Source organism: Mucilaginibacter rigui (genome assembly GCF_014773275.1).
In the GTDB taxonomy this organism is placed as follows: domain Bacteria; phylum Bacteroidota; class Bacteroidia; order Sphingobacteriales; family Sphingobacteriaceae; genus Mucilaginibacter; species Mucilaginibacter rigui_A.
This window is the reverse complement of record NZ_JACWMW010000002.1, coordinates 652305-667031: the sequence shown is the minus strand read 5'-3', so window position 1 is coordinate 667031 and position 14727 is coordinate 652305. Positions and strand designations below refer to the sequence as shown.

The following is a 14727-nucleotide window of genomic DNA, read 5'->3' as shown; positions in this document are numbered from 1 at the left end:
TGTATCTTTTTATAAAATCGCTTTCGCTCTTTTAACTACGTTATCAACTGTAAAGCCGAAGTGTTTGTACAGGTCATCTGCCGGAGCCGATTCACCAAAGGTGGTCATGCCCAGCATATCGCCTTCGTCGGTAGTGTATTTGTGCCACCCCATTGGCGAGGCCATTTCAACGGCTAAACGTTTGCGGCTTGCTTTAGGGAATACTTTTTCTTTGTAAGCGGCATCCTGTTTCTCAAACAACTCCCATGATGGCATGCTTACCACACGGGTAGAGATACCGTCGGCCTCAAGTTGTTTCTGTGCGTCTAATATCAATGCTACTTCAGAGCCGGTAGCCATCAGGATCAGGTCAACACCCTTGCTGGCTTCTGATACGATGTATGCGCCTTTTTCCAGGTCGGCAGCTTTGCCGTATTTATCCTGATCAAGTATAGGCAATGCCTGGCGGGTGAACACCAATACAGTAGGGCCGCCTTTTTTCTCGATAGCTACCTTCCATGCAAATGCCGTTTCGTTGGCATCGGCAGGGCGGATAACGGTTACGTTAGGAATAGCGCGCAGCGATGATAAATGCTCTACAGGCTGGTGGGTTGTACCATCTTCGCCAAGGCCAATACTATCATGGGTGTAAACAAATATCGGGCTTATCTTCATAATGGCTGCCAAACGGATAGGCGGGCGCATATAATCAGCAAATTGCAGGAAGGTTGCACCAAACGGCAACAAACCTTTTGTTAAGGCCATACCATTTAAGGCCGAACCCATAGCATGCTCGCGGATACCGAAGTGGAAGTTGCGGCCACCCCTGTTTTCAGATGTAAATGAATCAAAATCCTTCAGGTTGGTTTCTGTTGATGGAGCCAGATCGGCTGCACCACCAATTAAGTTTGGCAGGCTTGCAGCAACAGCATTCAACACTTTACCAGATGCCTGGCGGGTTGCCATTTTAGGATCAGAGCCTTTAAATACTGGTAGTTTATCTGCCCAGCCTTTTGGTAATTCACCTGCAAACGCAGCTTCGTATTCGGCAGCTAACTCAGGGAATTTCTCTTTGTATTTGGCAAAAAGTTCGTTCCATTTAGCTTCGGTTTTCTCACCGCGTGCGCCTTTTTCGTGGTAGTATTTTAATACTTCGGCAGGTACGTTGAATGATTTCTCCGGGTCGAAACCAAAGAATTCTTTTACCAGTTTTATTTCATCGGCACCCAGCGGCGAACCGTGTGAACCTGCAGTACCCGATTTGTTAGGGCTGCCGTAAGCGATCAATGAACGTACGCGGATCAACGATGGTTTTTGCGTTTCAGATTTAGCGTTGATGATAGCCAGTTCTAAAGCATGGGTATCGTTAACATCCGGCAGATCCTGTACATGCCAGCCATAGGCGCGGAAACGGGCGCTTACATCCTCATTGAAAGCGATGTCTGTGCTGCCTTCAATAGAGATGTGGTTATCGTCGTATAAGTAAATTAAGTTACCCAACTGTAAGTGGCCTGCTAATGAAGCCGCCTCAGAGGTTACGCCTTCCATCATATCGCCATCGCTCACTATTGAGTAGACGTTGTAGTTGAAAAGATCGAAACCCGGTTTATTGTAACGTGCTGCCAAATGTTTTTGGGCAATGGCAAAACCAACACCATTTGCAAAGCCCTGGCCAAGCGGGCCGGTTGTAACATCAACGCCCGGTGCCAAACCGTACTCGGGGTGGCCGGCAGTTTTGCTGTTTAACTGGCGGAATTGTTTGATATCATCTAACGAAAGATCATACCCGGTTAAGTACAGGAAATTATATTGTAGTATACAAGCATGCCCTGCAGAAAGGATAAACCTGTCGCGGTTTGCAAAATCAGGATTTTTTGGGTTATAATTTAAAAACTTGGTCCAAAGTACATGGCCCATTGGGGCTAAAGCCATTGCCGTGCCCGGGTGGCCCGAATTTGCCTTTTGTACTGCATCTGCCGAAAGGATCCTTACGGTATCTATTGCTAATTGTTCCAGTTCTTTGTTTTGTTTTTCCATTGTTGTAAGTAAAAAAAGAAAGATGATTATTTGGTTGGGGTTGCCATTGCGGTATGTGTAACGGGGTGCTTATCCTCCTGCCACAATTTGGCCCCGCCTTTAATGCCATCGGCATTGGTTACTATTTTCATGTTTTTGTCCAGCTTAAAATCAAGCAGGTCAGAGTTACCGCCGCCTATATATAAATAGTCGTAGTTGAATACGGTTTTTAATATTTCAAAAACTTTTTTGATGCGTCGGTTCCATTTTTTCTCGCCTATTTCTTCAAGCGCCTTATCGCCAATATACTGGTCATAATCGCGGCCCTTTGATACGGGATGGTGTGATACCTCCAGGTGTGGCAGCAGGTGCCCATCCATTAACAGTGCGGTGCCAAAACCTGTACCCAGGGTAATTACCATTTCAAGCCCTTTGCCGCTTACTACGCCAAGGCCCTGCATATCGGCATCGTTCACCACCTGCGCATCTTTACCCAGGTCAGCCTCCAGCAGTTTTCTAAAATCAACATCCTTCCAATAATCGTTACCCAGGTTTGGCGCTGTTTTTACAATACTGTTGCGTACATAACCAGGGAAGCCTACTGATATTTTATCGAAAGCCGGGAAACCTTTAACCAGTGCATTAATAGCCTTAACCACATTCTCGGGATTAGCCGGTTTGGGGGTTGCTGTTTTTTTATAATCCATGGTAAGGTTGCCCTTACTGTCAAGTATAGTAGCTTTAATACTGGAGCCACCGATATCAATTGAAAGGATTTTTAACTTAGAAGGCGTTGTTTTCATGTAACCGGTGATATGGGTTGAATGTATAAGCAGGTTTCAGTGCGTAAATATCACATTTTTAATAATAAATAGATATTATTTAGCTATAATATTAACGCCAAATAAACAGCATACGCATAACATAATTGTAATGCGGGTGTTATTTTATCAGCGAACACGTTGTAATACTAACCCCATTACGCTAAAGCGGTTTTTATTAATTGGGTTTTATGACATTGAAGCAACGGAATTGAGGGTTCTCGTATACCTGTTCTAAAAGAGACGGGAGGTATCCCGTCTCTACAAAATGCCTGCTGTCGCGAGTTTAGCGTAGCGTAACTCGTGATAAAGCACAAGGTAAGCTTTCAGCTTACAACAGCTGAAAGTTGTAGTCATGCCGTATCACGAGCTGAAAGCTCGCGACAGCAGTTTCTTTAAATCACAAGTTTATTTACTCCACCCTTTAAATAATAACTCTTTCCTTTCCAAACCAATACCCCATCCGTCTTTATAGGCAAATTAATGCTGATATTCCATTTGGCGCCGGTTTTAGCATAATTGACCGCCACTGTACCATTAGGGTGCGGCATCTCGCCGGAGACATTTTCCATTTTGCCCAAATGCGGTTCTATCTTTATTTTGCTGAACCCCGGCGCATAGCTGTCTATCCCCAGCACGGTGCGGAAAAACTCGATATTTGGACTGGCCCCCCAGGCGTGGCAGTCGGATCGGTTGTGTTCCAGGTCAGAGATCTCGGCCCAGGTGGTGAGGCCCATTTTGATGTTGTTGCGCCAAATATCCAGCCAGCTCATATAATCATCACCCAAACCGCCTTTTACCATAGCCTGGTGTACATAGTATTTAAAATAGATGGTTGATTTGACCAGGCTGGTATCATTCTCCAGCTTTTTACTTAAGGCAGCCGCGGTGGTGCCTGTTGCTACCCCGCTTAAAATAGCCAGTGCATTGGTATGCTGTGACCATGTTGCTTTTTCCTTAGTATCGGCATAAAGCCCTTTAGCGGCATCCCAATAATTTTTTTGGATGGTGAGTTTTAGCTGCGCAGCTTTTGTTGTATACATTTGTGCGTAAGCGGGCATGCCCAGTTTGGCTTCCATTTCGGCGGCTTGCCGGTAAGTACATAATAGCTGCATATCCAGCATAGCCGAATTGCCGTCCCTGTCTTTCGGCGGCTGACCGAAATCCCAGCCTTTGGTGTCTACCCAGTCAACAAATGTCCAATATGGCAGGTTTTTGAGGGAACCGTTCGCCTGCTGGTATTTGCCAAAAAACGCCAGCACCTGCCGCACGCCGTCCAGTTTATCTTTTACAAATTTAGGATCGTTGCGGTACATCCAGTAATCGTGCAGCATGCTGATATACCAAAGTGAAAAGGTAGATATGATCTGCGGGCTGTAAGATGGGTGCCTGCTCAACGTTATCCCTTCAGCTATACGGGAGTGGTCTATCAGGTTCAGGGCATTACGCGCAAGTCGGTCGTCGCCGGTGTTGTAATAAGATATCAGGGCCTGTATGCGCCCATCGCCTATATATTGCAGCTGTTCATAATAAGGGCAATCAAAATAGGTTTCAACCGCGCAAGAGCGGGCCGTGCGCCAGCCAATGTCCATGATCTGCTGGGTTTCGGGGTTGCCGGTTTGTATTTTGGCATTTAGTTTAAAAGGGAACCCGGTGTAAGTTCCGTAAATATCATCAATGGTTAGCGGCTGATCTTTGGTGGTAATGTTTACCAGTATGTATCTGTAAGTGCGGAAAGCCAGCGTTGTAAAACTTTGGTTTGCCGAGCCATCGGCAATGATGCTATCCTTGCGACCAACAAATTTATACCCATCCACATCGTTGCGGTTTGGTTTTACCATTCGATAGGTATTGCCTGCGTTCACCATCGGCGATTCGCAGTAAGTGAAGGAGATACCGGCTTTGTCGCCCCCGCTCATGTTCAGGGTTAAATAAGCGTTGGTCAGAAAAGATTGATCAAGCAGCATAGATGCGGTGGTGTTGGCAGCAATTGTAACCGTGGTTTTTGAAGCCGGGAAACCAGTCGGGGCGGTAAAGCCTTTTGTTATCCTGAGGGATGCCAACCGTTGCGTTTTTAACTCCATCTGCGGGATAGATGATGGCACCAGCATCCATCCAAAAGCATTGGCTATGCCCTTGGGATTACCATTGTCTACCTTTTTTGTCTGTAACCACTGGCTGTCGTTAAAGCTATTGGCTGCCCAATCTTTAATGTTTTGATGCATATCCATCATTTCACCAGGGCCGGCAACGTAGTAGGCAGAGTAGCCCACACCTGTTAGCGGCGCATAAGCTTTATTGCGTGTACCTTTCCATGTATTATTAGTGTTCAGTATCTCTTCCTTTTCGGTATCGCCCTGTAATATGAAAGCGGTACGTTCAGAGATCTGGGCTTCGGGGCGGGTGTCGCCATCGTTCCAAACCAAGGCGGCAACAGTGTTTTTGCCCGCTTCTAAATAAGGTGCTATATCAATGGTTTCATAATTCCAATAATAGGTGTCGCCACGGGCGGGGCCCATGCTAACCAGCTTTTCGTTCACATAAAGCTTGTAACGGTTATCTGCCGATACATGGATCACAAACTTTGCGGGTTTGGTAGGGAGGGTAACACTCTTGCGGAAATGATAAACACCGTATCCGTTATTAGGTTCATTAGGGACGGTAACCCATTGGGCTTTCCATTGTTTACTCAGCAGATCGGGGTTGATGTTTTGTGCAATAGATCCGGAAACGATAAAACACAGTAGGAGTATGGCAAGCCTGGTAAAGGTTCTCATGGTAGGTGTATTACGGGTTTACATAAAGGTACTGTTTGTAATGAGGATAATGAACACGTTTTCCGACCGTCATTGCGAGGAGCGATAGCGACGTGGCAATGACGGGTTGGTTACTTCACATCCTTCACCATAAACTCAAGCGCGGCTTTATCTGCTAATGATCTTGCCGCGGGTTTTTCGCCCAGGTACATTACTTGGTTAGTGGCGGTATTAAATGCCGGCCATTCAGGCAGTCCTGTACCATTAGGGTTGCCGCTTTTTACAAAATTTACCCAGTAAGATGAGATGGTATTGGCCAGTTGATGATCAATTGGCTCAAAAGGGCGGTGCAGGAATTTTAGGTTGTTGAATACATAAGCCACCTCGCCGGTGTGGAAGGCTCCGTATTTTTTAAATGCTTCGGTAGCGGGCAGGCGGCGGGTAAAGCGGTATACATAAATTTTTGCCCTGCCTTTTGCGCTTTGCACTTTTGCCCAGGTATAATTTTGTATACCGAAAATTTGATCGCGGGAGATAGCTATCTGTGAAGCCTCAGCTTCGGCATCTGTTAATGCCGGGAAAAGCTTTAAAAATTCCGGGGCTTTATTTCCGTATTTTTTCTTTGCATATGCGGTATACTCTGCCGCATTTTTTAGCGGACCAAGAAATGCATCGTCGGCATTCCAGCCTGTGAGTACAGGCACAGCGTTCTCTTTATTCGCGGCAAAAATAGCACCGATGCTTTCCGGGAGTACGTAGCCATCAACAATAGGGCCGCCGCCAAATTGCTTCAGTAATGCTTCGGCGGGCAACTTACGCAGATCGGCTACCGATGTTGCGCCAAGCCTTTCGGCAGTTTCTACACCGGCCACTTCTGCCCGCTTCAGGGTAGTGCCGCCAAATGGGCCTGCAATAAAACTGGCGCCGCTTTCGGCGATAGCTTTTTTGAACAGGCCTTTACCCAAAGGCGAAGCCACCAAACTGTTTACAGCCATTGACCCTGCCGATTGCCCCGCAATGGTTACGTTAGCCGGGTCGCCGCCAAAGGCCGCAATGTTTTTCTGAATCCATTTTAATGCAGCCAGCAGATCCATCAACCCATAATTACCAGAGGCATGGTTAGGTGATTCTTTTGTCAGTTCCGGGTGAGCAAGGAAACCCAATATCCCAACACGGTAAGGAACACTTACCAGTATGATGCCTTTTTTAGCCAATGCTTCTCCGTCATAAATAGGCACGTTGGTACCACCACTTACAAAGCCGCCTCCGTAGATCCAAACCATTACGGGCCTTTTTTCGGCAGATGTTTTTGCGCCCGTCCAAACGTTCAGGTATAAGCAATCTTCACTTAGGGGTTCGTCTTTGATCAGAAACTCGCGGGTGTAAACGCCAAATTCGTTTGGTTTGCCCTGTATTGGGCTTTTGGCAAAATCAGTGCACTCCTTAACGCCATCCCATGATGTAACTGGTTGCGGGGCCTTCCAGCGAAGTTCGCCAACAGGTGGCGCGGCAAACGGTATCCCCTTAAATATGTGGACGCTTTTATCTTCACTTACCGTTCCGGATATTTTGCCGGCATCGGTTTGTATTATGTTGAGATCGCTTTGCGCGTTTACAGCATAAGCAGCTACAAGGAATAATGATAAGATAATTAAGCGTTTCATAATTCAGGATTAAGGTTTTTACCACAGAGTATACTGAGAGAAAATTCACAGAGAGCACAGCGTTTTTTAAATTTCTTTGCGCTCTCTGTGTAAATCTCTGTAATTTCTGTGGTTAAAATAATAAACTAAAACCAATTTACGGTTTTACAGCAGGTTTACTATACTTTGCTGTGCGGGCATCTTTAATAACACCTTTCCAGTTTAAGCCGTAGCCAAAATCGTAAGTATGGCCTTCAGAGTCGGTGTAGCATTTCATATCATGCGGTACATCTTCAAATTGTGCTTCTACAACTTTCATATCCAAAGGCATTTGCAGCGGCAATAGTGCCGATGGTTCAGCCTTACCGGTCAGTATATCCAGGCTGGCTTGCCCCTGTACACCAAAATCGGCAATGATGGCGCTGGCTTGTTTTTCTAACTCGGCAAAAACCATTGGGTTATTCAGGTTCACTGATACAATAACCGGCTTGCCCTTCATTTTGGCGTAAGTATCGGTAACCATAGCCAAATCGGTAACATTAGTTGATGTTTCTGATTTACCCTTGTAGCTGCGGTTAGTGAAACTTTCTAAAGGGTCTCCGCCTGCAATACTGGTTTCCCGGGCGGTTTCGGCAGTATATTTGCCATATTGTAAAGATATCGGCAGGTAACCATTGCCCCCGCTTTTAGCATCGTCCTCACTGTAACCGCCATGGCCAATAGGGCTGGCAATAAATACAAGGGCATAATCGGCCTCGTCGGGGTTTTCGGTTACTTTAAAATACTTTTTAACGGTCTCTATATTCACCGGGTATTCTGTCTTTTCCGGATAAGGCATCCCCAGGAAGTTTTTACCGGCCGGAGTGAATTTTTTAGGCACGTAAACAGTTTTGCCTGTTTGCAGCGGCAACACATTAGCCTTGTTCTTTAGCATCACGATTGATTTTAGCTGCGCTTCGTAACCCGCCTTCATAAATTCGGGGCTGCCCACTGTCTTTTTGGTCACTTCAACATCCAGGTATGGGTTCTCAAACAATCCTGTACGGAAACTTCCCCTTAACAGCCTAACAGCCGATTGCTCAAACCGGGCGCGCATAAAAGCTTCGCCATGATCTTTTACGCCCATTTTGTAGGCTTCTAAAACCGGGGCCATATCGTTATTCCCACCAAACTGATCTACACCCGCCATCAGTATTTTATAGTGACGTTCGGCAATGGTAGCTTTTTCCATTCCCCATGATTTACCGGATAGGAAACTGTTGATTACCGTTTCGTCGCCGGTAACCAACCAGTCAGTACAAACCACGCCATCGTAATGGTACTTGTTACGAAGCAGGTCAGTAATGATATATTTGTTGTAATTATTGGCCACATTCTCGTGGTTTTTGGTATCCTGATTAAAGCTGATCGTGTAATAAGGCATCACAGCAGCTGCCATCCCTGTTTTACCGGCAAGCTTAAATGCACCTTGTGTAAAAGGGATCAGGGCCTCATTAAAATTATTGCCGGGATAAACAGCATACTTGCCAAAGCCATAATGCGCATCGCGGCCTCCTTCGCCGGCACCGCCTCCCGGCCAGTGTTTTACCATGGCGTTAACGCTGTTATAACCCCAGCCGCCGCTTATTTCTTTGGTACCCGTTGAGGTTTGAAAACCATCGATATAAGCACGGGCCATATCAGCAGCTAGTTGCGGGTCTTCACCAAAAGTGCCGCTTACACGGTTCCAGCGCGGGTCGGTAGAGATATCAACCTGTGGCGATAGGGCTGTAGCTATACCAAGTGCGCGATATTCCTGCGCGGCTATGTTGCCAAATTTTTGTGTTTCGGCTGGGTTAAACGTAGCCGCCATCCCCAGCGAACCCGGCCACATAGAAATTGCACCACCTGCACCGCCGTTATATTCGGCAGTAGCTACGGTTCCGTGGCGTGGGTCTGAACTGTTGTTGGCCGGGATGCCCAAGCCGATGCCTTCTACAAATGCTTGTGCGTTGTTGCTCCATTTGGCTGCTACTTCAGGGCTTTGTACTGATGTAACCAAAACGTGGCGCACGTTATCTTTTTCTAAAAACTGTTTTTGCTGATCGGACAGGTCGAACGGGTTTGCGCCGCTTTCGGCAAATGGTTTACCACCGTAAAAACCTGCAAAGGGCCCAACCGGTGCAGCGGGGATCATTTGGTGGCGGCTGTACAGCATCAGCCCGGCAATTTGTTCAACACTCATCTTTGAGGCGAGGTCTTTTGCGCGTACATCAACCGGCAGGCGCCAGTCTTCATATTTATCCAGCTTGCCGTTCTTGTTCAAATCTTTAAAGGCCAGGCCATCAATGGTTAAAATTTTAACCCCCGATGTGGTTGAATACCCAAGGCTTTGCCCGCCTTTATTGCTTACAAAAGCAATGTTGCCGTTTTTGGTTTCGGTCCATTTGGTTTGTGCAGATACAGCGGCCGGCAACAATGCCAACAGCAGCAGGTAGTTTTTATTCATAAAAAAAATTTAGCGTAAGGGATTAACAGCTATTGTAATTGGTTATATAATGATCGCAATAATTATTGTGTCATTACTACACAATGCTAATTATTATTATTGTAAATAACAAGTGTTTAAGCATTTATACGCTCATGAGGCATTTGCTTACATGAGTCGAGTAGTTTTAAAATTATCCTAACTTTGAAATTCAGCCTAATGTATAATATGACGCCAGTAAACTGCAGGGTATGTGATGCCCCTTTAAACCCAAAGTACATATTTAAAGAGATGATGTTTGGCAGCCGCGAAGAATTCCCGTATGGTGAATGCCCTAATTGCGGCTGCATCCAGATATTGCAGGTGCCAGCTGATATTAATAAACATTACCCGCCATATTACATGTCGTTTAACCAGATAATACCACCGTTAAAGCGGCTTCCTTTTTTAAAACGATTAAGGGGGGGGATGCGCATGAAGAAGAAATACAAAACATCAGACAACAAAACCCTTGGTTACCTAAAACCCATTAACACCATGCCCGATGCTAAAATATTGGATATTGGTTGCGGCAAAGGCCAGCTTATTTCTTTGTTATTTAATGAGGGGTTTGAGCATGTTACCGGTGTTGACAAATTTATAGGCCACGAGATAGACCACGGTTATGGCGTTAAAGTTTTAAAAAAGGACCTTTCTGAATTACCCTCCAACACTTATGATGTGCTGATTACCCATCATGTTTTAGAGCATATGGACGAGCAGGTTAAGGAATTGAAGGAATGCCATCGGTTATTAAAAAAAGGGGGCGTATTTTTAGTATGTATTCCCATTTTGGGCGAAGTATGGGATATTTATAAAGAGAACTGGGTGCAGTTAGATGCGCCAAGACATTTTGTGCTGCATACTTTAAAAAGCATGGGCATTTTGGCCGAGAAAACCGGCTTTACTATAAAGCAAACAATCTTTGATTCAACCGCGTTCCAGTTTTGGGGCAGCGAGTTGTATGAACGGGGTATTCCTTTAATGGAACCCGATACGCATCAAACATATCCTATAGAAACATTGTTTACACCCCAGGAACTTGCCGCATTCGAAGAAAGGTCTGTAGCATTGAATGCCATACAAAGGGGCGATTCGGCACGGTTTTATTTGTATAAAAAGTAATAGAAAAGATGCTGTCGGATAAATTAAAAGAGGAAACCAAACAAAATCATCAAATATTAGAAAAAGCGCTGGTTGGCAGACTAAAGTCCATCCGTTCGGCGCAGGAGTATGCCGGCCTGTTAAAATTGTTTTACGGCTATTTTGGCGGATTGGAAACACAAATTAATAAAACTATTGATGGTAGCCTGTTAACAGACAGTACGCAACGGCGCAAAACCCAGGCAATAGCAGACGATATTTTGGCGTTGGGTGATGGCATACCTGCAAAAGCAACAGGAAATTACCTGCCAAGAATCAACGATCATTTAGAGGCTCTTGGCGCTTTATACGTTATTGAGGGTTCTACGCTGGGTGGTAGGATCATTAGTAAAATGATGCAGCAACAATTGGGCTTTAACAAGGGCATGTCCTTCTTTTCAGGTTATGGCGATAAAACCGAACAGATGTGGGGCACCTTTAAACAAGCCCTAAACAACCAGGCCCAAACCCCCGGGCAGGAAGCCGTAGTAATAGCTGCCGCTAACGAAACTTTTTTGAAGTTTGGCGAGTGGTTTGCGAAAGCGCACTGACCTGGTTGATGTAAAGACGCGATACTTCGCGTCTCCATGTAATTCCCTATTTATTAAACGCAATATAAAAAGTTGAGCCTTTGCCGGGTTCGCTATCTACCCAAATTTTACCGCGGTGTTTTTCTACAATACGTTTTACAATGGCAAGGCCTACCCCCGACCCTTCTATATCACCCACATTATCGGTACGGTGGAAGAGTTCAAATATACGCGGCAGTTGTTTTATATCTATGCCTAAACCATTGTCTGTAATGGTGTATATCACTTCGCTATCACCCTCAGTGCCGGTAATGCTTATATTTTGCCTGTCGGCCATCATCGAGTATTTTACAGCGTTGCTGATGATGTTTGAAAATACCTGCGATAACATTACCGCATCGCCCTGTATTTTGGGGGTAGGGCCAATAGTGATACAGCTTTCGTCAATATTATATATCAACAACAGGTCGCGTACAATATCATGTATCATGGGCGCAGGGTCAATAGCCGTGAGAACCAGTTCCGACCGGCCAATGCGGGAGTAATCCAGCACCTCGTTGATCATGTTGTTCATTTTATCGGCGCCTTTATTTATCCGCTCTATTATTTTAATAGATTGGGGCTTCATGTCTTTATCGCGCAGCAATATCTGCGAAAAACTTTTTATGGTCGATATCGGGTTCTTCAGGTCGTGCGATATGGTGAAGCTAAAGGTATCCAGTTCTTCATATGCTTGTTTCAGTTTTTCGTTAAGCAGGCGAATAGCACCGGCTTTTTGATTGATGGCGTAAGTGATCTCGCTACGTAAACGTACAACAGATTTTATTTCTTCGTTAGTCCATTTTTTTGAGATGCCCGATACTGTTTGCGACCAAGCCTCGAAAGAATGGCGGGGAGATATATGTGATGCCCCTTCAGTATTTATTTCTACTGGCTTTTCGGGGTTGCCTGCCCAGGTAATGGTTTCTAATTGTTCTGGCTTAAACCATATTACATATTCGCCCATCTCGCGCGATAGCGTAGTAACCATTACACCCGATGCTACGTTCCTATAGAGTGCCGCCTCTGGATATTCTAACGGAAGTTGATTAGTGTAATAAAAATTATCTGTTACGTTTCTTTTTATCCAGGCAACCAGGCTGGTTATTTGCTGGTCATTGGGGGTAACACCAAGTTTGGTAACATTATTATCAAATATTAAAACGGCGCCCGTTGCATCAACGGCGTTAAGCAGGTTTACACTGTGGGCGGTTAGGGCATCATCAATGCTATTATCCTTTAACATTAAACGGCTTAACTGGTCAACCGCGCTCTTAAAAAGTTCCTGGGTAAGTTGGTTCTCCTCGTCTTGCCTAAATTCAAGGGCCGATGATAGTATCTGCCCTATCAGCTTAGCCGACTCGCGCGAACGGTAATCTATAAACCTGGGCGAGTAATTATGGCAGGCAATAAGGCCCCATAGTTCGCCCTTGTATATTAGCGAAATGCTGAAACTGGATTCGACCCCCATATTTTTAAGATACTGGATGTGAATGGGAGAAACCGCACGTAAATGCGAGTTGGTCATATCCAACGGCACTTCGTTATCTGCTACAGTTAAAATAGCCGCAGGCGTGGTATGCACATTGGCAATTAAGCGGGTTAAATTTACCTTATATAGTTCGCGGGCCTGTTTAGGTATATCTGATGCGGGATAATGCAGCCCTAACCATGATGGCAGGTCAGCATTTTTAGCCTCAGCTATAACCTCGCCATGCCCATCCTCAGCAAAGCGGTAAATCATTACCCTGTCATATCCAATTACATTTTTTACCAGTTTGGCGCTATTGTTTAAAAGGTTCTGAAGATTTTTGTCGGCAAGCATCTCAGATATCGAACGGCCTATTATTTTTTGTACATCAGTAGTACTGTCGGAGTACGCAGGTTCAAACTCCAGCAAGAAAAAATCTGCTGTAGCAGATATGATCAGGTGGAAAGCCTTTCCCCGTATATCTGTATTGAAGGGATTGGTTTGATCAAACCCGTTGGTTTTACCAAATATTGTAAGCTGATGAATGAAGTTTGGCGGTTCGTTCTTTCCTATAATGGGCTCAATGGTATTGATATGCTTCCCTAACAGGTTAGGCGTAATATCAGGGATAAAATCTGCAATATTATCACTATGATAAACGATAATGTCATCCTGGTTAATAACAATCAGAAACCCATGAGATTGGATTTTCCCGGGGATATGGATAGGTTCTCTATCGCAGTTAGTAAGGTCAATATTCACTGGCAAGATGTTGTATAGGGTAAATATTTAAACAAATATGAAAAAACATTTGTCGTTTCCTAATATTATTAGATTATTAATCAATTAAACAGATAAGTACGAATAACGTTTTAGCAGATATGTAACGAAATGTCGGTATTTACCCTTTAAATGGTCGCAATAACACCCCCTGTGTATGCATTAGCCGCCATATATTTGATATATAATTATTTACCATTAAAAACTAATATCATGACTAAGGAATTATGGATGAACCTGCCGGTTAAGGATCTTAACGTTTCAAGAAAGTTTTTTACAGCTATTGGCTTTTCTTTTAAAGACGGACCAGGTAACAGCGATACAATGGCCCCGCTTGTAGTAGGAGATAAAGAGACTATTGTGATGCTTATTGTAGAAAATGTATTTAAAGGAGCAACTCAAAATGCCATAGCAGATACTGATAAAGGTACGGAAGTAATATTTTCTTTTAGCGCCGAAAGCCGTGCCGAGGTTGAAGAAATAGCCCAAAAAGTAACCTCTGCCGGTGGTAATGTTTTTGCCCCGCCTGCCGAAATACAAGGCTGGATGTATGGCTGCGCCTTTACGGACCCCGATGGCCACCGCTGGAACGCGCTTTTTATAGATATGAGCAAACACCAATAATTTGTAAATTAGTGTTAACCATAAGTAACCCTGCACCCATGCAAAAACCAAATAATACCGATGAGTACATCGCGGCCTTTCCGCATGATGTGCAAACGCGCCTGCAGCAGATACGTGAGGTTATAAAAAAGGCTGTGCCGCAGGCGCAGGAGGTAATAAGCTACGCCATGCCCGCGTATAAACTTAACAGCGTGTTGGTGTACTTTGCCGGTTGGGACAAGCACATTGGCTTTTATCCCGGCGCTGGGGCTATAGCACATTTTAAGGATGAGCTGGCGGCTTATAAAGGCGCAAAAGGTTCGGTGCAGTTTCCGTTGGATGAACCGCTACCGGTTGACCTGATCAATAATATAATATCCTACCGCATAAAAGAAGATGAAGCTTTGGCTTTAGCAAGGCGAATGAAAAAGAAAAAGTAG

Annotated in this window: 10 protein-coding genes; 4 read left to right on the top strand and 6 right to left on the bottom strand. The window is 44.9% G+C overall.

What is annotated here, in order from left to right; genetic code table 11:
• Positions 1 to 9: 9 nt before the first annotated feature.
• The 5 genes from tkt to IDJ75_RS10090 form a co-directional block, all read right to left on the bottom strand.
• Positions 10 to 2016, bottom strand: a complete 2007-nt coding sequence (tkt, locus tag IDJ75_RS10110; RefSeq protein WP_191175500.1) for a transketolase — start codon at positions 2014 to 2016, stop codon at positions 10 to 12.
• A 26-nt stretch (positions 2017 to 2042) separates the two neighbouring features.
• Entirely contained in the window at positions 2043 to 2798 is a 756-nt protein-coding gene (locus IDJ75_RS10105; protein ID WP_191175499.1) for an ROK family protein, read from the bottom strand.
• Positions 2799 to 3211: 413 nt separating this feature from the next.
• A complete protein-coding gene (locus IDJ75_RS10100; RefSeq protein ID WP_191175498.1) occupies positions 3212 to 5593 on the bottom strand; it encodes an alpha-L-rhamnosidase-related protein in 2382 nt (793 codons plus the stop codon).
• 110 nt (positions 5594 to 5703) lie between these two features.
• Entirely contained in the window at positions 5704 to 7236 is a 1533-nt protein-coding gene (locus IDJ75_RS10095; RefSeq protein ID WP_191175497.1) for a carboxylesterase/lipase family protein, read from the bottom strand.
• A gap of 136 nt (positions 7237 to 7372) precedes the next feature.
• Positions 7373 to 9703 (bottom strand): glycoside hydrolase family 3 protein, encoded by a 2331-nt coding sequence (locus tag IDJ75_RS10090; protein ID WP_191175496.1) that lies wholly within the window; start codon positions 9701 to 9703, stop codon positions 7373 to 7375.
• A 207-nt stretch (positions 9704 to 9910) separates the two neighbouring features.
• Here IDJ75_RS10090 and IDJ75_RS10085 point away from each other — a divergent pair, with 207 nt between their 5' ends.
• Both IDJ75_RS10085 and IDJ75_RS10080 read left to right on the top strand, forming a co-directional pair.
• Positions 9911 to 10846, top strand: coding sequence for a class I SAM-dependent methyltransferase (locus IDJ75_RS10085; protein WP_191175495.1), 936 nt, complete (start codon positions 9911 to 9913; stop codon positions 10844 to 10846).
• An 8-nt stretch (positions 10847 to 10854) separates the two neighbouring features.
• Entirely contained in the window at positions 10855 to 11415 is a 561-nt protein-coding gene (locus IDJ75_RS10080; protein ID WP_191175494.1) for a biliverdin-producing heme oxygenase, read from the top strand.
• 46 nt (positions 11416 to 11461) lie between these two features.
• On the opposite strand, the gene IDJ75_RS10075 is transcribed toward IDJ75_RS10080, so the two are convergent.
• Positions 11462 to 13666, bottom strand: coding sequence for an ATP-binding protein (locus tag IDJ75_RS10075; RefSeq protein WP_317173756.1), 2205 nt, complete (start codon positions 13664 to 13666; stop codon positions 11462 to 11464).
• 231 nt (positions 13667 to 13897) lie between these two features.
• Between IDJ75_RS10075 and IDJ75_RS10070 the strand changes: the two genes are divergently transcribed.
• Entirely contained in the window at positions 13898 to 14308 is a 411-nt protein-coding gene (locus IDJ75_RS10070) for a VOC family protein (protein ID WP_191175493.1), read from the top strand.
• A 38-nt stretch (positions 14309 to 14346) separates the two neighbouring features.
• Positions 14347 to 14727: an iron chaperone gene (locus tag IDJ75_RS10065; RefSeq protein ID WP_191175492.1), complete on the top strand. Its 381-nt coding sequence runs from the start codon at positions 14347 to 14349 to the stop codon at positions 14725 to 14727.

Coding starts and splice junctions, on each gene's coding strand:
- IDJ75_RS10085 (WP_191175495.1), top strand. CDS start 9,911: ATGACGCCAGTAAACTGCAGGGTATGTGATGCCCCTTTAAACCCAAAG.
- IDJ75_RS10100 (WP_191175498.1), bottom strand. CDS start 5,593: ATGAGAACCTTTACCAGGCTTGCCATACTCCTACTGTGTTTTATCGTT.
- IDJ75_RS10080 (WP_191175494.1), top strand. CDS start 10,855: ATGCTGTCGGATAAATTAAAAGAGGAAACCAAACAAAATCATCAAATA.
- IDJ75_RS10065 (WP_191175492.1), top strand. CDS start 14,347: ATGCAAAAACCAAATAATACCGATGAGTACATCGCGGCCTTTCCGCAT.
- IDJ75_RS10095 (WP_191175497.1), bottom strand. CDS start 7,236: ATGAAACGCTTAATTATCTTATCATTATTCCTTGTAGCTGCTTATGCT.
- IDJ75_RS10105 (WP_191175499.1), bottom strand. CDS start 2,798: ATGAAAACAACGCCTTCTAAGTTAAAAATCCTTTCAATTGATATCGGT.
- IDJ75_RS10090 (WP_191175496.1), bottom strand. CDS start 9,703: ATGAATAAAAACTACCTGCTGCTGTTGGCATTGTTGCCGGCCGCTGTA.
- tkt (WP_191175500.1), bottom strand. CDS start 2,016: ATGGAAAAACAAAACAAAGAACTGGAACAATTAGCAATAGATACCGTA.
- IDJ75_RS10070 (WP_191175493.1), top strand. CDS start 13,898: ATGACTAAGGAATTATGGATGAACCTGCCGGTTAAGGATCTTAACGTT.